Origin of the sequence: Amycolatopsis halotolerans (assembly GCF_042647905.1) — a bacterium.
Lineage (GTDB): Bacteria > Actinomycetota > Actinomycetes > Mycobacteriales > Pseudonocardiaceae > Amycolatopsis > Amycolatopsis halotolerans.
In genome coordinates, this window is sequence record NZ_JBHRWI010000071.1 from 1 (window position 1) to 18,244 (window position 18,244).

Annotated in this window: 14 protein-coding genes; 6 read left to right on the forward strand and 8 right to left on the reverse strand. The window is 68.3% G+C overall.

Annotated features, from left to right (window positions below; all coding sequences use genetic code 11):
* The first annotated feature begins 727 nt into the window (after positions 1–727).
* From ACFORO_RS42860 to ACFORO_RS42870, 3 genes are read left to right on the forward strand one after another with little or no spacing between them, the layout of a single operon-like run.
* Complete coding sequence (locus tag ACFORO_RS42860) at positions 728–1,966, forward strand: ferritin-like domain-containing protein (RefSeq protein WP_377874865.1); 1,239 nt, start codon at positions 728–730, stop codon at positions 1,964–1,966.
* Entirely contained in the window at positions 1,959–3,857 is a 1,899-nt protein-coding gene (locus tag ACFORO_RS42865; protein WP_377874862.1) for a LodA/GoxA family CTQ-dependent oxidase, read from the forward strand. Before ACFORO_RS42860 ends, ACFORO_RS42865 begins: the two co-directional genes overlap by 8 nt.
* A complete protein-coding gene (locus tag ACFORO_RS42870) occupies positions 3,850–4,971 on the forward strand; it encodes an NAD(P)/FAD-dependent oxidoreductase (protein ID WP_377874860.1) in 1,122 nt (373 codons plus the stop codon). Before ACFORO_RS42865 ends, ACFORO_RS42870 begins: the two co-directional genes overlap by 8 nt.
* Positions 4,972–5,026: 55 nt before the next feature.
* Here ACFORO_RS42870 and ACFORO_RS42875 read toward each other — a convergent pair whose 3' ends face one another.
* From ACFORO_RS42875 to ACFORO_RS42885, 3 genes are read right to left on the reverse strand one after another with little or no spacing between them, the layout of a single operon-like run.
* Positions 5,027–6,856 carry a beta-galactosidase gene (locus ACFORO_RS42875; protein ID WP_377874858.1) on the reverse strand — a complete coding sequence of 610 codons (1,830 nt, stop codon included), beginning with the start codon at positions 6,854–6,856 and terminating at the stop codon, positions 5,027–5,029.
* Between the two features lie 10 nt (positions 6,857–6,866).
* Positions 6,867–8,729, reverse strand: a complete 1,863-nt coding sequence (locus ACFORO_RS42880) for a beta-N-acetylglucosaminidase domain-containing protein (RefSeq protein ID WP_377874856.1) — start codon at positions 8,727–8,729, stop codon at positions 6,867–6,869.
* Between the two features lie 9 nt (positions 8,730–8,738).
* Positions 8,739–10,586, reverse strand: coding sequence for an alpha-L-fucosidase (locus ACFORO_RS42885; protein ID WP_377874854.1), 1,848 nt, complete (start codon positions 10,584–10,586; stop codon positions 8,739–8,741).
* A gap of 235 nt (positions 10,587–10,821) precedes the next feature.
* On the opposite strand from ACFORO_RS42885, the gene ACFORO_RS42890 reads away from it, so the two are divergent.
* Together ACFORO_RS42890 and ACFORO_RS42895 are read left to right on the forward strand one after the other, a co-directional pair.
* Positions 10,822–11,652, forward strand: a complete 831-nt coding sequence (locus ACFORO_RS42890; protein ID WP_377874852.1) for an 8-oxoguanine DNA glycosylase OGG fold protein — start codon at positions 10,822–10,824, stop codon at positions 11,650–11,652.
* Positions 11,653–11,790: 138 nt separating this feature from the next.
* Positions 11,791–11,979: a hypothetical protein gene (locus tag ACFORO_RS42895; RefSeq protein ID WP_377874850.1), complete on the forward strand. Its 189-nt coding sequence runs from the start codon at positions 11,791–11,793 to the stop codon at positions 11,977–11,979.
* Here ACFORO_RS42895 and ACFORO_RS42900 read toward each other — a convergent pair.
* Entirely contained in the window at positions 11,976–12,977 is a 1,002-nt protein-coding gene (locus ACFORO_RS42900; RefSeq protein WP_377874848.1) for an alpha/beta fold hydrolase, read from the reverse strand. The genes ACFORO_RS42895 and ACFORO_RS42900 overlap by 4 nt on opposite strands.
* A gap of 191 nt (positions 12,978–13,168) precedes the next feature.
* Between ACFORO_RS42900 and ACFORO_RS42905 the strand changes: the two genes are divergently transcribed.
* Positions 13,169–13,402: a hypothetical protein gene (locus ACFORO_RS42905; protein ID WP_244223705.1), complete on the forward strand. Its 234-nt coding sequence runs from the start codon at positions 13,169–13,171 to the stop codon at positions 13,400–13,402.
* A gap of 42 nt (positions 13,403–13,444) precedes the next feature.
* Here the strand turns inward: ACFORO_RS42905 and ACFORO_RS42910 are convergent, their stop codons facing one another.
* From ACFORO_RS42910 to ACFORO_RS42925, 4 genes are read right to left on the reverse strand one after another with little or no spacing between them, the layout of a single operon-like run.
* Positions 13,445–14,434 carry an ABC transporter ATP-binding protein gene (locus tag ACFORO_RS42910; RefSeq protein ID WP_377874846.1) on the reverse strand — a complete coding sequence of 330 codons (990 nt, stop codon included), beginning with the start codon at positions 14,432–14,434 and terminating at the stop codon, positions 13,445–13,447.
* The gene (locus ACFORO_RS42915; RefSeq protein ID WP_377874844.1) at positions 14,431–15,426 is read right to left on the reverse strand and encodes an ABC transporter ATP-binding protein; all 996 of its coding nucleotides are present in this window, start codon (positions 15,424–15,426) and stop codon (positions 14,431–14,433) included. The genes ACFORO_RS42910 and ACFORO_RS42915 overlap by 4 nt, the downstream gene beginning before the upstream one ends.
* Before the next feature lie 6 nt (positions 15,427–15,432).
* Entirely contained in the window at positions 15,433–16,461 is a 1,029-nt protein-coding gene (locus ACFORO_RS42920) for an ABC transporter permease (RefSeq protein WP_354749026.1), read from the reverse strand.
* Positions 16,462–16,509: 48 nt separating this feature from the next.
* Positions 16,510–18,231: an ABC transporter substrate-binding protein gene (locus ACFORO_RS42925; protein ID WP_377874841.1), complete on the reverse strand. Its 1,722-nt coding sequence runs from the start codon at positions 18,229–18,231 to the stop codon at positions 16,510–16,512.
* Between the last annotated feature and the right edge of the window lie 13 nt (positions 18,232–18,244).

Consider the following 18,244-nt stretch of genomic DNA (forward strand, 5'->3'; position numbering starts at 1 on the left):
TCTTCCTTCTGTCGCAAGAAGAATGATCAACCAAGGGCTTCACCCATGACCAACCGGGTGCACCCTCCGACACCCGGACCTTAAAACTCAAGCTGAGGGAATCTGATTCCCTCAGGGTTCCCCTCACGTACTTCAAGACACCGTCACATGGCGCCAAACTGGGCATTTCGGTGCCGGTGGTGTCCTTTGTGGACGGTTTAGCGGACCGAGGTCGCACGGCTTATTATAAGTTCCCGGCATTGGGACTCAGAGTCCCTCAAGGGGCCCCTCACGGACCACAACCCGGCTTCCACCGCCTACAGCGACGTGCGCTCGCCCGGATCGAGCCAGCCGAGCCGGGGAAACACACCGAAGGCGCGTCCACGTCACAGCCTTAAGTTCCTGGCATTGGGGATCACTGACGCGGGCGAACCCCTGTCCCGGACGCGGCCCGCGCCAGTCTGGCCGGAACCGCTCATCCGGCCTCCAGCATCGCGTAAAGACCAATTAATCCGCCACCGCAAAAGAAACCCACCTCGCGGAACTGCTTTCCCGATAAGAAAACCTTAGAGCTTCGTTGACCATTAGGTCGCCTGCGCTTCTTTGCCACGTTGCCCATGCCGAAGTGCGCCCGTTCGGACGTTGGATGGCCGATCCGGCCGCTGCTAGTGTCGCCAGCACGGGCAGGGGGTCGCCGTCGTGCGAAATTGCCCGGAATCGCCACTGGCGCAATCGAGAGGGAGTCGCCATGAATGCTGTCACCGTGTCCGAGTATCGTTACCTCATTCCGTCACAACCGCATGGCAAGACACTTCGAGAACTGCTGGACATCGCGCTGAGAGTGGAGTTCGCCACCATTCCGCCCTATCTCACCGCGATGTACTCGATCAAGGACAAGGCCTCCCCGGCCTACCAATTCGTGCGCGGGGTCGCGCTCGAGGAAATGCTCCACCTCAATCTGGCCGCGAACCTGCTCAACGCCGTCGGCGGCACCCCGACCCTGGTCACCGAGGCGGGAGCGGCACATCCGTTTCCGCCGACCTATCCCACCTACCTCTCGGAGGACGCCGAGGACGGCGGGCCGTATCTGCAGCTCATGGCGGCGTCGCCGGAGCTGTTCCGCAGCACGTTCATGCGGATCGAACAGCCCGCCCAGCCGGACGCGGTCGGGCAGGAGGAGGATTTCTCGACCATCGGCCAGCTGTACACAGCGATCCTGAAAAAACTCGAGGAATACGACCGCACGCCCGGGCGCGCCTACGACGTCTCCCGGCAAAGCGAACAGTGGAACTTCGGCAACAGCGGCGGAACGGTCGTCCTCGTGAAGGATCTCGCGTCCGCGAAAAAGGCGGTCAACGAGATCGTCGAACAGGGCGAGGGCGCCGACATGAGCGGCAAACTCGACGACCCGGAATACCGGATCCGCGAGCCGTGGGGCCAGTACGAGTACTACGGCCCGCGCGCCGACGGCACCTACGGGCCGGTATTGGGCACCCCGCTCGAAATGTCGCACTACTTCAAGTTCAAGGCGATCGCCGACGGCACAGTCCCGTTGCCCCCGACGTATCCGATGATCGCCAATCCCGCCAAGGCGAAGTACGAAAACAAGACGGCGGCCGCGCTCAGCGACCTGTTCGACCACGCCTACAGCGTGATGGTCGACGACCTCCAGAAAGCGCTCAGGGGCGACCGGGACCTCTTCTTCACCAGCGTCGTCCCGGCGATGCGGGTGAGCCTTCCGTCGCTCGCCACGGAGCTGATGCAGGCCCCGATCGCCGCCGAAAGCCACACCGCCGACGATCCGACGGCGGGACCGGCTTTCCATTACCTGTCGGTGAAAGACCGGCAGAAACCGCAAGAACTCGATCAGCTCGCCGCGGATTTGGCTACGGGCAGGCGAAACGGCGGATCGCCGACGCTCGCCGCCACCCTGCGCCGGATCCAGGAGAACCGGCCCGAGACGAGAACGGAGGCGGACCATGCCTGAAACGCTGGCCCAGCTCAGCCGCTCGGTGTCGATCTTCCCGGCGATCGGTTTCGCGAGGCTCGGCAACACCGGCCCGGGCGACCGCACCGAGGACTACTACCTGCCCCCGGACGGGATCGGGCGGCTGCCCCGCGAAAGCGAGGGCGACCTGCCGTTCGAGCCGGCCGGCTTCCGGGACCGGCACGGCCGCCTCCGCAAACAGGCCGCGACCTTCGCCCTCTACGCCGCCGACCGGCGGGAACCGATCACGATCGGCACCCGGCTCCCGCTGTCCGACGGCAGCACCGCGACGATCGTCGACATCGTCTGGACAGCGCACCTCGCGAACAAAAAGGCGTCCTGGTACCGGATCCAGGACCGGGTCGGCGAGACCGGCTACCCGGCCGGGCACCCGCTGCGCAACGAGGACGTCCAGGGCGAGGCGCGCAAGAAGCTCATCATCGACCCCGGCCCGCGCACGGTGAGCAGCCGCGGGACCCGGATCGGCGAGTTCGACCGGAACGACGGGCACGGCCGGAGCACGTTCCCGCCGGACAGCCCGGATCCGGCGCGGCAGCGGATCACCACGCTCGGGCGGATCACGGTCGCCAAGGACGGCAGCCTGCTCCTGCTCGGCGGCTCCGGGATCTCCTACTCCACCGACGCCGAGCCGAGCATCCCCGACGACGACAACAACGACGGCTGGTGGGACGACGTCTCCGACGGCCCGGTGTCCGCGACGCTCGTCGTGCGCGTGCTCGACCGGCGCGGCACCGTGCTGGGCCCGGAACAGGAGGTCCGCCTCGACGACAAGGCGTGGGCGATCGTCGCCCCGCCCGCCTACGCGCCCGAGATCGTCAACGTGGTCACCCTCTACGACACGATTTTCGACACGGCCGTCCGGTTCACCGGCCTGCGCCCGGATCTCTACGACAACGGCCAGTGGCAGGAGACCTACCAGCCGCACTACCCGACGGAGATCGAACCGATCCTGCGCCGGGCGGTCGTGCTCCCGTGGGTGGTGGCGGTCCCGCCCAAGGTGCACACCTTCGACCTGGACCGGCTCGGTGCGAAAGACCCGCGCTACGACCAGATCCGCCGGCGTCTGTTCGAGGTCCTGCGCCCGCCGCGCACGCCCAACACGCTCGCCTCGGCCAAGACCGGCTACCGGATGATGCCCTACATCGTCGGGGAGGACGCCGCCAACGACAGCCAGCTGACCGCGAAGTTCCACTCCCTCACCGAGACCCAGTACTTCCTGCTCGGCCAATGGGCCGACGGGAACTTCCTGACGGCCGACCAGCTGCCGAACCCCGGCTCCGAAGCGGAACGGCGGCCGGGCCACCACCTGACCGAGGCGGCGCTGGGCAACTGCTGCGGCCCGCCGTTCGCGCCCGGGATCGAGATGTCGTGGCTCTCGCGCGTCCCGGCGGTCTACGCCGCTCCGTTCCGGCTCCGTCCGGTCCCGCACCTGCCGGTCGAAGCAGGCCGGCTCAGCCTGATCGCCGACCCGGCGCGCGGACTCGAACCCGGCGACGTCACGAAGTACCTCTCCGTTCCGTGGCAAGGGGATTTCAACACCTGCTCGGTCCTGCGGGTCGACGAACACTACCTCTGGTGGTGGCCGGCGCACCGCCCGATGTTCGTCTATGCCCGCCACGACAAGCCCGGGTCTTCCGAGTGGAACCACGTCGGCTGGGTCGGCACGATCCGCGACCAGACCGTGAAGGGCTACGTGGCGTTCGCCGACAACCTCGGAATGGCCCAGCACTGGCACGAACTCGGCTTCGTCGCCCGCAACACCCGGCTCTGGCCGGCCGACGACACCCAGCCGCCGGAACCGCAGTACGTCGAGGTGCGGCGGACGCTGCCGCGGCCGGGGTACGTCCTCGACGACCACAACCATGCCTAGGGTCGCGGTGCTGGGGGCGGGCCCGGCCGGGACGAGCGCCGCGATCGCGCTGCGACGGGCGGGGTGCGAGGTCGTGGTGGTCGATCCGGCCGGGCCCTCCTGCGCGGGTGGGGCGGCCGGTCTCGATACGCCGCACCCCTTGTCTTTGAGCGCCGGGTCCCTGGGGGCCGCCGGAGAATCAGTGCCGCCCTCGATCTCCGGGGCGCTCGCCCGCCTCGGCCTCGGCACCGCCGATCTCGACCGCGACCACCTGCGGTCGCTGGGCACCGCGTCGGCGTGGGGCGCTCCCGACCTGGAATACCGCGACTACCTCCTCGACGGACTGGGCCCCGGCTGGCACCTCGACCGCACCCGGTTCGACCGGACGCTGCGTGCCGCCGCGGTCGCCGCCGGGGCTGTCCTGGTCCAGGACCGCTGGTCCTCCGCCAGCCGCACCGCGAAGGGCTGGTCGCTCACCTGCCTGGGAACCCGCCTGACCGCGGACGTCGTTGTCGACGCCACGGGCCGCCGCGCCGCGTTCGGCACCGCCCAAGGCGCCCGCCGCTGTTTCGCCGACCGGCTGATCGGCGTCGCCGCGACCGTGCCGGATCCGGCCGCGCGCAGGCATGTCGTGCTCGAAGCGGCGGAAAACGGCTGGTGGTACGCCTCCCCGCAACCGGGCGGCCGACTGACGCTCGCTCTGCTGTCCGACGCCGACCTGGTCCGCCGCGAAGGCTGGGCCAGGCCGATGGGGTGGCTGGCCGCCCTCCGAGCTACCCGCCACCTCGACGTCCCGCGCGACGAACCGTCCCTGATCGTCCGCGACGCCCGGTCCCACCTCCTCACCCCGAGCGCGGGCCGGGGCTGGCTGGCCGCCGGGGACGCGGCGATGGCGCTCGACCCGCTCAGCAGCGCCGGAGTCACGCTGGCGATCGAGTCCGGACTGGCCGCCGCCGACCTGATCGCGACCGGGCAGGTCGATTCCGCCCGGCACCGGCAGCAGCTGCGCTGCCGCTTCGACGCCTACCTCCGGCAACGCCGGGAGGTTTATCGAGCGGAACAGCGATGGGAAGGTCCTTTTTGGACCCGACGGCGGGAAGGGGTCACCGAGGCCCGGCACCTCGTCGCCCGCTGATCAGTCCACGGCGTGCCGGGGCGGCACGCCGTGGACTGAGCCGCACGGCTCGCCTTCAGCCCAGGTCGGCCTCCGGACGGATCTCGATCGTCGACCCAGGCTGGTGTAATTCCAGCACCACCAGTTCGTTCTTCCCCTTCCGCCACAACGACTTCGGCGCGTAAAGCGTCTTCTGCGGCCCGATCTTCCAGTACCGGCCCAGGTTAAAGCCGTTCAGCCACACGATGCCCTTCTCCCAGCCAGGCAAGGCGACAAAACCGTCCGCAGGGTCGGCGGCCACCGCGGTCGCGCGGTGGAACGCCGGGCCGGGGCCGGGCGGGCCGGAGGAGAAGCGCAGCCTCGACAGATCGTCCAGCGGCAGCGGCCGGATCTCCCAGCCGAACAGTTTCTGCTGGGTGTTCATCGCGACCCAGCCGTCGATGCCCTTGCGATCCGCGAGGTACGGGCCGTAGTTCACCCGGCCCATGGCGTCGACCAGGATGTCCAGGCGTGTCCGCGGTTTCTCCAGTTTCAGGTCCAGCGTCGCGTCCGGATGGTTGCGGTCCAGGACGCCCAGCTGCTTGCCGTCGACGAACACCAAAGCGCGGTCCGCCAGTCCGTGAATGCTGAGCGGGCCCGAATGCGGGCCCTGCACGGTCGTGCGGTAGTGGATCAGACCGGTCGACTGGCCGAGCCGTTCCATGGAAACCGGTTGTGCCGATCGGACCATTGTGGACAGCGCGGGCAGCGAGTCCACAAGGGACACAGACTCGGCGGGGGTCACGGCTTGCGCCGGGAGGCGTGGCGAGCTGGCGGGTGGCGGGACGACTGGTTGTTTGGTGTATTTGGTGACCACCGCCTGCAGCGCGGTGAATTTCGCGCCGACGTCGCCTGCTTCGCCGACGGGAGAATCGTAGTCGTAACTGGTCACGGTGGGCTGGTATTGAAGACCGGACGTGTTGGCGCCAGCGGTGAAACCGTAGTTGGTGCCACCGCAGGCCATGTAAAGGTTCACGGACGCACCCGTAGCGAGCAGCTGATCGATGTGGACGGCGGTTTCCCGGGCATCGGTGGTGTGGTGTGGTTCGCCCCAGTGGTCGAACCAGCCGTCCCAGTATTCGGCCATCATCACCGGCGCGCCGGGCCGGAAAGCTTTCAGCGCGGCGATGCTCGGAGCCGGATCGCCGTTGCCGGTCCCGACTTCCAAAGTGCCCGGCAGCTCGCCGAAGCGCATGAAGAACTCGGACGCACCGTCGGCGACGAAAAGAAGGCTCGTTATTCCGCGCGAACGCAGGCTGTCCCGCAAGTGCGCGAGATAGCTCGTGTCGTTGCCGTAGCTGCCGTATTCGTTTTCGATCTGCACGGCCACGACCGGCCCGCCGTGCTGCGCTTCCAGCGGCTCGAGCTGCGGGATGAGCTGGTCGTACCACGCGTCGACGGCCTTCAGGTAAGCCGGATCGGCGCAGCGCAGTTCCATGTTCCGGTCCGCGAGCAACCAGGCGGGCAGACCGCCGAATTCCCATTCCGCGCAAATGTAGGGGCTCGGGCGGACGATGACCTGGAAGCCGAGTTCCCCGGCCAAACGGATGAACGCCGCGAGGTCGCGAGGACCGCGGAAATCGGCCCGGCCCGGTGTCGGCTGGTGGAAATTCCAGGCCACATAGGTTTCGACGGTGTTGAGACCGAGCGCTTTGAGCCGCGACAGGCGGTCGTGCCACTGGTCCGGCCGCAACCGGAAGTAGTGGATCGCGCCGGACACGATCTGGAATGGCTTGCCGTCCAACAGGAAATGGTCGCCGGACACGCTCAGCCCGCGACGTCCGGCCGCGCCCGCCGGTCCGGCGAACACGGTGCTCGCGGCGACCGCGGCCGCGCCGCCGAGGAAGGTCCTCCTGCTCACGTCCATCACTCCCCGCTCAGCCGACCGTCGCCGCGCGGACCTGGACAAGGAACGCGTCGAGCACGCCGTCGCCGACGAGCGCCTGTCGCACGCCCCATCGGTTGCTGTTGCCCGTCTTCACTGCCTCCGCACGCGTGACCAGTGCGTCCGCGGCGGCTGTCAGTTGCTCGGCTTTGGCGTCGTCGCCGCGGGTCGCCGCGGCGAGCGCGTCCAGCCGGGTCACCATCGCGTCGCCCCACAGCGCGGTCGCGTCCAGCCATGGACCGGCCTCGCTGACGAAGGCGCTCTGCACCTGCCCGCCGCGGATTACCGTGGGAGCATTGCGGATCTGCTGGGCGTACGAACGCAGTTTGTCCAGCGAACGGTGATCGCCAGCGTTCCAACGTTGCCAGAACTCGGCCGTCTTAGCCGCGAGGACCGGTGCCTGCGGCTGCCACGGCGTCGGCCCGAAGACGGGTGCCAGGTGTTCAAGATCCGCGAACACCTGCAGCGCCGCCGTCGCTCGCTGGTCGCCGCCCGCGAGCCGGGCCAGCGCCTGCGGCCACGACCGCTCCGGCGAGTAGCCCGCGTCGTTCCAGGAGAAATCGGCGACGCCGAATTCGGCGACCTCGCTGGCCGCCTCCTGATTCATCGGATTCGAGACGATTCCGTTGAGATATTTCGACAGTCCCGCTTCTCGATGCGCGTACGGCGCGAGCAGCAACCGTCCGGCCGACTGCTCGTAATCGTTGACCGGGTAGTTGTCCCAGAGGAACACTTTCCGCCCGTACACTGTGGACACCTGCTGAGCTTCGTCGTTCGTCACGCTCGGCGGCACCACCGCGGTTCCGGTCCATTGCACCACCACCGACGGATCGAGATTCTCCCGCAGCTGCGTTTTGTACGGCGAGTCCTTGAGGTCGCTGTACTCCGTCGGCACTGTCTGCAAAGGACGTACGCCGTCGTGGTTCTTCACGAAGTTCTTGGTGATCTCGTTGAGCAGCGAGACCTGCGCCTTGCCCGCCGCCGCCTGTCCGGGCGCTCCGAACGCCGTCTGGTCGCCAGCGCAATTCCACTTGGTGTACGAGATGTCGTCGAACGGCAGCGAGAACGAGCGCACGCCGAGGTCGTAGACAGCCTGGAATTTCGCTTTTACCGCAGCGACATCCTGCGGCGACGAGAAGCAGATCGAGACGCCGGGCGACAAGGCGTAGGTGAAGTCGACGTGGTTCGCGTTCGCCGTGCGCACGAGCTGGCCGAGCGCATCCAGCTCCGGCTGCGGATACGGATCCCGCCACCGATCGCGCAGGTACGCGTCGTCTTTCGCGCTGTAGACGTACGTGTTCGCCTTGGTCTCGCCGAGGAACTTGATCTGCCGAACCCGGTCGTCGTTAGTCCATGGTGGACCGTAGAAGCCTTCGATCGACCCGCGCAGCGCCATGTTCGGCCAGTCCCGTACCGCGACACCGCTCAACGCCCAGCCGTGTCCACTTCGGACAAAAAGCTGACGCAGCGTCTGCACGCCGTAGTACTGTCCGGCACCGTCGCGGCCGTTGATCGTCACCCCGTCGCGCCGCACGGCGAGCGAATAGCCCTCCGCTTGCGTCGGCGCGTCGCCGCCATTGGCGAGCCGGATGACGAACCCGCCAGGGCCGATTTTCTTCACCCCGTGCTGTTTCACCAGGGAAATCAGCAGGTCTTTGGCTGGGCCATCAGTGGTTTTGTCCGTTACTAGCGTGACCGAGGACGGCAACGAAACGTCGGCAGCATCGCGGTTGATCTGTTGCGGCGTCGGGGAAACGACCGGCACCGAGCCCGGCTTGGCAGCAGCCGGTTGGACGACGGTGAGGGCACTCGTCGCGACGACAGCGGCGAGCCAAGCTCTGCGGCGTAGAGTCATGACTTCCTCTCAGGCGGCGGGGACAGTGCGGTACAACGCGAAGGTAGCCAGATACGGCGTCGCCCGCGACTGCGTGATGACGACGCGCAGATGACGGGCGGTGACCGGCGACGGAAGGGTGACGAGACGGTTGGCGCCGACGGTGGTGACGGTCGCGACCGTGCGCCAGGAACCGTCCACTTCGGCCTGTACGGTCGCGCCTTCGATGTGCTGGCCGTGGGTGATGTCCTCCCCCAGCCGGATTTGATCGAAGGCGACCTCCGAAGGCAGCACGACGTCCATCGTCCCGGCGAGCGCACTGTGCGGCGGCGACCACGACGTGGTGAGCGAGGAATCCGTGACCGCGTCCAGCCCCCGCGCACCGGCGGCGAGGTTCTGCGCCTGTGTCTTGGCGATGGCTTGCCCGAAGGTTGCCAGCGCCGTACTGTCGGCGGGCGCGATCCGTCCATCCGGTCCTGGCGGAACGTTCAGCAGCAGCGAGGCGTTGCGTCCGACCGAGGCCCGGTAGAGATCGACGAGCTGCGCGGCCGTCTTGGGCTGTTCGTCCGGATGATAGAACCAGCCAGGCCGGATTGACACGTCAGCCTCGGCCGGTGCCCATTCCAGGTACCGCACGGACGGGTCGGCGAGCACCTGCCGGGAACCGAGGTCGGTGCCCTCCGCGCCGCCGACGAACAACTCCTCATTGTGCGCGGCATTCGGATCGCCGGTGGTCGGCAAGGAACTCCACTCGGTCTGGCGGGCCTGGCCTTGCTCGTTGCCGACCCACCGCACCCCCGCCGGTCCGGCGAACGTGACCGTGTCCGGCGACAGCGCGTGGATCATCCGGAACCAGGTCGTGAAATCGTAGGTTTCGCTGATTCCGTTGCCCCGCCAGGGGTTCGCCCCGTCCAGCCACAGCTCGTCGATGGGGCCGTACTGGGTGAACAACTCGTAGATCTGGTTCAGGTAGTAGGTGTTGTAATCGTCCTCGGTGACGGTGAACTTCGGCAGTTTCCCGGCCGCCAGCGCCGCCGCCCGGTCGTCGTTCGGGACCAGCGACGGGATCGTGCGGGCCTTCGCCGCGCTGCCCGTGCCGTAGCGGCCCTGACCGGCAGGCGTGTTCGCCCGGTCGTCGTAGGTCGCCTGCTCCTCGATGCTCAGCGGCTGTCCCGCCGCGACCTTCGCCTCGACCCGTTTCACCTGGTCAGCGAAGAACTGCGCGGGCAGTTCGGCGCCGTCCGCGGGCGACAGGTACACGCCGACTTTCAGCCCGGCTTTCCGTGCCGAATCAACGTAGTCGCGCAGGATGTCCCCGCGCGGATTGGCGCATCCGGCGGCGCGGACCTGCCAATACGCGGACGGATCCTCCGCCCGGCCGTTCTGCGCGGCCGCGCGGGCCTTCGTCACCGCGTCGTCGGCGCACCCGGGCGTGATCCACCACGGACTCGCGACGACGGAGTGGTTCGTGTAGCGCGTCGGGTAAAGGACGAAACCGTCGTGGTGCTTCGCGGTCAGCATCACCTGCGTGACGCCGGCCGCCTTCATCGACCGCATCCACTGGTCGGTGTCGACTGCCGTCGGCGCGAACGTCGACTCCTTTTCCGCGCCAGAGCCCCACTCCCGGTCAGTGAAGGTGTTCATGCCGAAGTGCGTGAACGCGGTGACCGGCCGTTGCTGCCAAGCGACCTGCCCCGCGCGCGGCACGGTCGCGGCGGCTTTGGCGAGGATCCGGTCCATGCCGTCGCACGGCTGCACGGTCTGGATCGCCGCCGGGCGGATGGGTCCGTGGCAACCGGTGGGTTTCGCGGCGGCGGGAGCGGCCGTTCCCCCGGCCGCCAGTACCGCGGCAAGCGCCAGGCTCGCGGGAATCGACACGGCGGTCCTCCTGTCGGATCCGTGACCGAACGGTGACGGCCGGGAGCGTAAGTCGGGCATCCATCGGATGTCTAGACCTGATCGGCGGAGGGAGTCCCGCTTTCACCCGAGCGCCGAGGCTTAGATCAGCGCTGTTCCAAGCTTTCTGGCTGGTCTTCGGCTCGTGCTGCCGGGGAGGCGCAGTGATCAGATGGATTGCCGTGTAGTACCACGGTCATCTACCCGAGGGGGTCCCATGACAGGCGAGCTGCCGGTTCCGGCCGCGTTGACCAACACCGTCCAGCGCTGGCGGGACCAGGACGAGCCGGTTCAGCCGCCGATCCGCTGGTCCCGCGAGGCTTGGCGCAAGTACTTCCCGAGCCAGCACGCGTTCCTCGACGCCCTGCCCGAGCAGATCGACCGAGCCGAAGCCACCCGCCACGCGGCGCACGCCACGACCCCGGAGGGTGCCGAACGGGCGTTCCTGGCCGCGATGATCTGGGGATACGGCCGCGTCGGTTACGGCCCTTGGCGCACCGCCCGCGTGCTGACCGAGAACCCGCACGCGGTCGATCGGCTGGCGGAGGTAGCTGTCGTCGCACGCGAGCAGGGCGGGTTGGCGGCGTTCCGCGATCTGGCGAGCCAGCCACTGCGCTACTTGGGCGTGGCTTTCGGCACCAAGTACCTGCGGTTCGTCACCGCCGCGCATACCTCCGACAAAGCCCCGATCCTGGACGCCGTGGTCCGCCGGTGGGTCTCGACGCACACCGGCCTGCACCTGATGATCGACGAATGGCGGCCCGCGGTCTATGAAAAGTACGTCGCGTTGCTGACGTCCTGGGCGGCTGAACTCGGGCTGGCCACGGATACCGTGGAAGAGCTGATCTTCCGGTCCGCAGTGAGCCGGGAAGGGTCCGGCCAGTGGAGCGAGTCCTGGGCTGGCTCGAGCTCGCCAGAGCAGCGAGCGCAAGCCGCGCTCCTTGAACTGGAGCAGCTCTTCGACACTGCCGAGGCCGACCAGGCGCGGGAAGCCCGGCATCATCTGGACGAACTGGAACGCATCATCCGGCGGGGCTGGGCAGGCTGAGAGCTCACCGGGTCGGCTCCGGCGAGTGACGAGCCGACCGGCCGAGACGAGCGCGATTCCGGTCCATGCCGATCGCCCGGGCCGCTGTCCTGCGAGGGCACGTGCTGACGTCGCTGATCTCAACCTCGTCTTGGTCGCATGCCCGGACCGGTGCGCGCCTTCGCCGAACACCAGCCGACCACGTCCATCGTCAACGCCCTCCGCGGTCTGCTGACCCAGCAGCCAGTCGGCACCGAGATCTGGACCGCCCTCGGCTGGTGTTTCGGCGTCCTCATCCTCGCCTACGCCTTCGCCACACTGCTCTACCGCCGCAAGCAGCGCGGTTAGCGGTTCAGGAAGCGCTCCACCTCCCCCGCGACGAACTGCGGATTCTCCTCGACCAGCCAATGCCCGGCATGCGGCACGTCCGCGGCCTGGACGATGTCGGTCACCCGCGGAGCCACCGTCGCTCGGATCGCGTCCAACTGGCCCTGGGCGGTCAGGAGCAACGTCGGCACCCTGACCGGTGCCGCAGCCACCGTGTCGCGGACATCCTTGTCCAGCGCCCGGTAAAGCTCGAAGCCGCCGGACAGGACCGCGGGCTGGCTGTAGGTTCGGGTGTACTCGTTGACTTCGGCGTCGGTGAACGGAGATTTGTCCGAGGTGCCGCCAAATGCTGTCCCGCCAAAGGAAACCTGCGGGTAGAACAGCGAGAGATACTCGCGGACATCATCGCCGACAACCGCTTCGGGAACTCGGCGCTGGGAGTGGAAGGCGATGTGCCAGCTCAACGTCCGATAGGTGGCCGCATTGATCGCGGGGCCGGGCAACGGCAGATCGAAATAGCCTAGCCGGGCAGTGTCCCCCGGGAATTGGCTCGCGTACTGAAATGCCACCGCCGCACCGAAATCGTGACCGATGACAGCGGCGTCCCGGATCTTCAGCCGGTCGGCGATCAGGGTGTGCACGTACCGCGCCAGGGTGGCTTTGTCGTATCCGCTCGGGGCGCCCGTGCTGTCGCCCAGTCCGGGAAGGTCGATCGCGTAGACGGTGTGGTGTTTCGCGAGCGCGGGCATGACCGGCCACCAGCCGTACCAGGTCTGCGGCCAGCCGTGGATCAGGACGACCGGGCTGCCGCTCCCGCCGGTGACGTAGTGCATGCGGACGCCGTTGACGTCGGCGAATTCGTGCCGGAAGGTGCCCTGGAACGCGGGATCGTTCTGCGTGGCGGCGGCGTACGGTGCGGCAGCGGGAGGGGCGGAACAGGCCACGGTGCCGATGGTGAGCAAGAGGGACAGGGCAAGCGCCGCGACAGAGCGCGGCACCAGCCGGGATGCGGTGATCATGTGGCCCAGTTTCGCCAGGCCGCCCCGTCGAGGGCACGGAAACTTGCTGTTCCGGCAAGGGGTTGCGTCCGGTGCCCGATCGATCAATTCCTTTTAGCCGAACAGGCAAGGACCGGTTCGGCGCGAATCCGGGAGGGTAGGGATGGTGGTGAGGCGGTCGGCACGATCGCCGCGACCGGAGGGATCTCGAAATGACCATGCGGAAATTCTGGGCCACCGCTGCCGTCTGCGTCGCCGCCACCGGCGGTTCTCTGCTGCTCAGCGGCACGGCGTTCGCCAGCCACCTCGAGTACAAAGGGCCTTACGAAACCCCGGACGATTGCGTGCACGCCCTGCGCGCCCTGCCGCCGGACCCCACTGTCGACGGTGCCGAGTGCATTCCCATGAACGGCAAGCACTACATCGAAATCTCGCACACGAACTGAGCGAGAAGGGTTTCCCCGGCCGGAAAGGCCGGGGAAACCACCTCATCCGGCTAAAGCCGAAGCGTCCACGTGGTGGCAGGCCGCACCCGAATCAGCAGCGGGCACCTGCTCCCGGCACAACCGCTGCTGCTCCTCCCCCAGCGCCGCGTAAACCGGGCACCGGGTGCGGAAGACGCAGCCGCTCGGCGGGTCCGAGGGGCTCGGCAGGTCGCCAGCAAGCCGGATCCGATTAGAACGGTCCGCGCCCGGCGAAGGGGAAGGTACGGCCGACAGCAGCGCCCGCGTGTAGGGATGCCGAGGCGCCGCGAAGACTTCCGAAGTCGGGCCGTGTTCCGCCATGTGTCCCAGGTACATCACCGCGACCCGGTCGGCGAAGTGGCGCACCACGGACAGGTCGTGCGAGATGAACAGGTACGCCACCCCGGTCTCCTGCTGGATGTCCTGCAGCAGGTTGATCACCTGCGCCTGCACCGAAACGTCCAAAGCGGACACCGGCTCGTCGCACACGATCAGCCGCGGGTCCAGCGCCAGCGCCCGCGCGATGCCGACCCGCTGTTTCTGCCCGCCGGAGAACTCGTGCGGGAACCGGTTGTAGTGGTCCGGCCGCAGGCCCACCCGGTCCATCAGGTCCCGCACCCGCGCCTTCACCCCGCCGGGCGGCGTGATGCCCTGTGCGAGCAGCGGCGCGGCGATCGCGGTGCCTACCGACTGGCGCGGGTTCAGCGCGGAGGCCGGGTTCTGGAAGACGATCTGCACCCGCCGCCGGTATTCCTGCAGGGCAGCGCCGCGCAGGGCGCCAATTTCCTCGCCGGCCAGCCGGATGCTGCCCGACGTCGGGTCCAGCAGGCGCATCACCAGCCTGCCGGTCGTGGACTTGCCGCAGCCGGATTCGCCGACCAGGCCGAGCGTCTGCCCGACCCCGATCGAGAAGCTGATCCCGTCCACGGCCTTCAGCGCGCCCGCCGACCGGAACAGCCCGGAGCGCACCGGGAAGTGCTTCACGAGGTCCCGGACCTCCAGCAGCTCGGTCATGCCACCTCCCCGAGATCGCCGAGGTGGCACCGCGACAGGTGCCCGGCACCCGACAGCAACGGCACCTCGGTACGGCACCGGTCGTCGGCCACCGACGACGCCTGCGGGCACCGGTCGGCGAACAAACACCCCTCCGGAAGATCGAGCAGCGCGGGCGGGAAGCCCGGGATCGGCCGCAGCCGTCCGGTTTCCTCGGCCAGCGACGGCATCGACGCCAGCAGGCCCTGGGTGTAGGGGTGACCGGGCGCGGCGAAGAGGTCGTCGACGGACGCGACCTCCATGCACATCCCGCCGTACATCACCGCGACCCGGTGGCACACCTGGGCCACCACGCCGAGATCGTGCGTCACCATGATCACCGCGGTGCCGGTCTCGGCCTGCAGTTCGCCGATCAGGTCCAGGATCTGCGCCTGCACGGTCACGTCCAGCGCCGTGGTCGGCTCGTCCGCGACGAGCAGTTCCGGCTCGCACACCAGCGCCATCGCGATCATCGCCCGCTGCCGCATCCCGCCGGAGAACTCGTGCGGGTACCCGGCCGCACGACGGCGCGGGTCGGGGATGCCGACCCGCCCCAGCATGTCGACCGCGACCTCGGCGGCGGCCTTGCGCGACACCCGGTTGTGCGTCCGGTACACCTCGGCGATCTGCGAGCCGACGGGATAGAACGGATGCATCGCCGACAGCGGGTCCTGGAAGATCATCGAGATCTTCTTGCCCCGGTACGCCAGCATCGCGGATTCGGACAGGGTGTTCAGGTCGGTCCCGTCGAGCAGGATTTCCCCGGTCACCAACGCCTGCGTGCCCTTGAACAGGCCCAGCAGCGCCTGGCTGGTCACGGTCTTGCCGGACCCCGACTCCCCGACCAGCCCGATCGTCTCGCCCTTGCCCAGCGTCAGGTCCATCCCGTTGACCGCGTGCACGACGCCGTCGTCGGCCGGGAAGCCGACGCGCAGGCCGCGGACCGCCAGCAGCGGCGTTTCGATTGCAGACACGTGCCCTCAGACTCTCACTCGGGGGTCGATCACCGCGTAGCACAGGTCGACGACCACGTTGGCCACGATGATGAAGAACGCGGCCATCATGGTGATGGCCATCGTCACCGGCAGGTCGCCGGACTGCGCCGCGTGCACCGCGGTGAACCCGACGCCCGGCACGGAGAAGATCTGCTCGGTCAGCACCGCGCCGCCCAGCAGGCTGCCGATGTCGAGGCCGAGCATGGTGACGATCGGGGTGATGCCCGCCCGCACGCCGTGCTTGAACACGACGCGCCGGCGCGGCAGGCCCATCGCCCTGGCCGTGCGCATGAAGTCCTCGCCGAAGGTCTCCAGCATCGCGGTCCGGGTGACGCGGATGTACTGCGCGCTGAACAGCAGCGCCAGCGCCACCCACGGCAGCAGGTAGTTGCCGAGCCAGCCGAGCGGTCCGGCCGGGCCGAACGGCGACGAGATCTCGTTGCTGGTGAACGGAAGCAGGTGCAGCGTGCTCACGAACACGAGCAGCAGCAACAGCCCCGTCACCGGGATGGGCAGCGACACCCCGCCCGAGGCGGCGCCGACGATCAGCTTGTCGGCGGCCCGTCCCTTGCGCAGCGCGGCGAGCAGACCCAGCGAGACCCCGGCGACTGTCCACAGCAGAATCGCGCCGACCGCGATCGACACCGTGTACGGCAGTGCCCGCGCGAGCACGTCCGTCACCGCTTCGTTGGTCTGGAACGACTTGCCGAGGCACGGCCACGCGCACACCGTCAGCGCGCCGGGCGCACCGATCATCCGGCTGTGCACGAAACCGGACAGGTAGTCCAGGTACTGCACGAAGAACGGCTTGTCCATGCCCAGCGCGATCCGGGCCTGGTCGATCCGCTCGGGCGTGCACTCCTGCCCGCACGCGGCGGCGGCCGGGTCGGCCGGGCCGATCTGGAACAGCGCGAACGTGACGAAGCTGATCACGACCAGCAGGACGATCATCGCGGCCGCGCGCCGCGCCAGGAATCCGATCACGTCCGCACCCGCCTGGTCCACTGTGGACACCGCATCGCCGGGGAATCCTCTCTCGTCGCTCGAGTGCTCGCTGGGGTGCTACTGCCCGACGCCGACGGCCGACAGGTCGATCGACCCGAAGAAATAGCCGACCTGCGCGTTGCGCACCTTGGAACCGACCACGCTGTAGGTGTAGTTGCGCACCGTCGGCACGAGCGGGTACTGCTGCATGATCTGGTCCATCGCGGTCGCCCACTTGCGGCCCAGTTCCTCGGCGGACCCGTTCTGCCCGCGCAGCTGGTACAGCTCGCCCGACAGCTTGGCGTCGTAGTACCGCGGGATGTTCGAGAAGCCGTAGGTCTTGCCGTCGAGGCTCGGGCCGATGTTCGGGTCGACGGTGAAGCGCACCGACGCGCTGTCCGCGCCACCGCACCAGCCGGAACGCGCGATGTCCGGCATCTGGTCACCCGCGAGCACGGTGTAGTAGTTGGCGGTCGGGATCGGGCGCAGCTGCACGTCGACGCCCAGCGCCTTCAGGTTCTGCTGCAGCACAGTGCCGACTCCCTTGTACTTCGAGGACGCCTCGGCGTACCCGTACACCAGGGACTTGGGATAGTTCTTGCCCTGCAACAGCTTCTTCGCTTCGTCGAGCTTCGGCTGACCCTTCGGGTCCAGCGCGGTGTGCTGCTCGACGTATCCCTTCTGCGCGTCGTTGATGTACGACTGCGGGATGTTGCCGAACCGCTCGCCGCCGTACTGCAGCAGGATCGCGTTGCGGTCCAGCGCCAGCGCGAACGCCTTGCGGACGTCCGGGTCCGTGATGGTCGTGGTGTTGAAGTTCAGCACGTCAGTGCAGCCGAGCAGACCGGCGGCGGTGCGCTTGGAGATGTCCGCGGCGGACAGCTTCGCGATGTCCGACGGCTGCAGCGCACCCTGGGTGTCGAGGGTGAGCGCGGTCGGGTCCGCGTTGGAAAGCAGCTGCTGGCTGATCGTCGCCTGCGCGGTCGACAGCGTGAACGTGAAGGTATCGGGCAGCGCTGGACGGTTCGGGTCGGTCGCCGCGTCCCAGTTCGGGTTGCGGACCAGCTTCAGGCTGCGGCCGCGGTCGTAGGAAGCGATCTTGTACGGGCCGCTGGACACCGGGTGGTTCGTGTAGTCGAGCTTGGTGTCCTTCGCCTGCGGCACCGGCGCGGTGTTCGACCGCGACACCAGCGCGGGGAACTCGGCGAACGGCTGCTTCAGGTGGAAGACGACCGTGTGCTCGTCCGGCGTGTCGATGGCCTTGAAATCGCCGCCCTTGTAGGGGCCCTTGTAGCCGTCGTCGGTCAGCGCGGAGTCGAGTTCCTGCGGTGCCTGGGTGAATACGTCACGCGCGTAGGTGCGCTCGACGCCGTACTTGATGTCCTGCGCGGTGATCGGCGTGCCGTCCTCGTACTTGAGGCCCTGGCGCAGGGTGTACGTCCAGGTGAGGCCGTCCGCCGACGCCTTGCCGAGGTCCGTCGCCAGGTCGGGCACGATCGTCGGCGGCTTGCCGGAGGTCTCCTTCGCCATGGTCAGCGTGCGGTAGTACAACTGGCCGACGTTGGCGGTCTGGACGTAGTTGCTGTTGCCCGGGTCGAGGGTCTGGAAGTCCGACGACATCAGGACGTGGATGTCGCCGCCCTTCGCCGTGGACCCCTCGGCCACCTTCACGGCGGCGCGCTTGGTCACGTCCTGCTGCCCGTTGCCCGCGCCCGCGGCGGGTTTCGGGCCGCCGCACGCGGTGAGGGCAAGCCCGGCGGCGAGCGCCAGGACTCCCGCCGCAGTGGTGCTTTTCTTCACGAACTACTCCTTA

What these genes read in the sequence shown, in the direction of transcription:
- ACFORO_RS42860 (WP_377874865.1), top strand. Translation starts at nt 728, where the DNA reads ATGAATGCTGTCACCGTGTCCGAGTATCGTTACCTCATTCCGTCACAA.
- ACFORO_RS42865 (WP_377874862.1), top strand. Translation starts at nt 1,959, where the DNA reads ATGCCTGAAACGCTGGCCCAGCTCAGCCGCTCGGTGTCGATCTTCCCG.
- ACFORO_RS42870 (WP_377874860.1), top strand. Translation starts at nt 3,850, where the DNA reads ATGCCTAGGGTCGCGGTGCTGGGGGCGGGCCCGGCCGGGACGAGCGCC.
- ACFORO_RS42875 (WP_377874858.1), bottom strand. Translation starts at nt 6,856, where the DNA reads ATGGACGTGAGCAGGAGGACCTTCCTCGGCGGCGCGGCCGCGGTCGCC.
- ACFORO_RS42880 (WP_377874856.1), bottom strand. Translation starts at nt 8,729, where the DNA reads ATGACTCTACGCCGCAGAGCTTGGCTCGCCGCTGTCGTCGCGACGAGT.
- ACFORO_RS42890 (WP_377874852.1), top strand. Translation starts at nt 10,822, where the DNA reads ATGACAGGCGAGCTGCCGGTTCCGGCCGCGTTGACCAACACCGTCCAG.
- ACFORO_RS42895 (WP_377874850.1), top strand. Translation starts at nt 11,791, where the DNA reads ATGCCCGGACCGGTGCGCGCCTTCGCCGAACACCAGCCGACCACGTCC.
- ACFORO_RS42900 (WP_377874848.1), bottom strand. Translation starts at nt 12,977, where the DNA reads ATGATCACCGCATCCCGGCTGGTGCCGCGCTCTGTCGCGGCGCTTGCC.
- ACFORO_RS42905 (WP_244223705.1), top strand. Translation starts at nt 13,169, where the DNA reads ATGACCATGCGGAAATTCTGGGCCACCGCTGCCGTCTGCGTCGCCGCC.
- ACFORO_RS42910 (WP_377874846.1), bottom strand. Translation starts at nt 14,434, where the DNA reads ATGACCGAGCTGCTGGAGGTCCGGGACCTCGTGAAGCACTTCCCGGTG.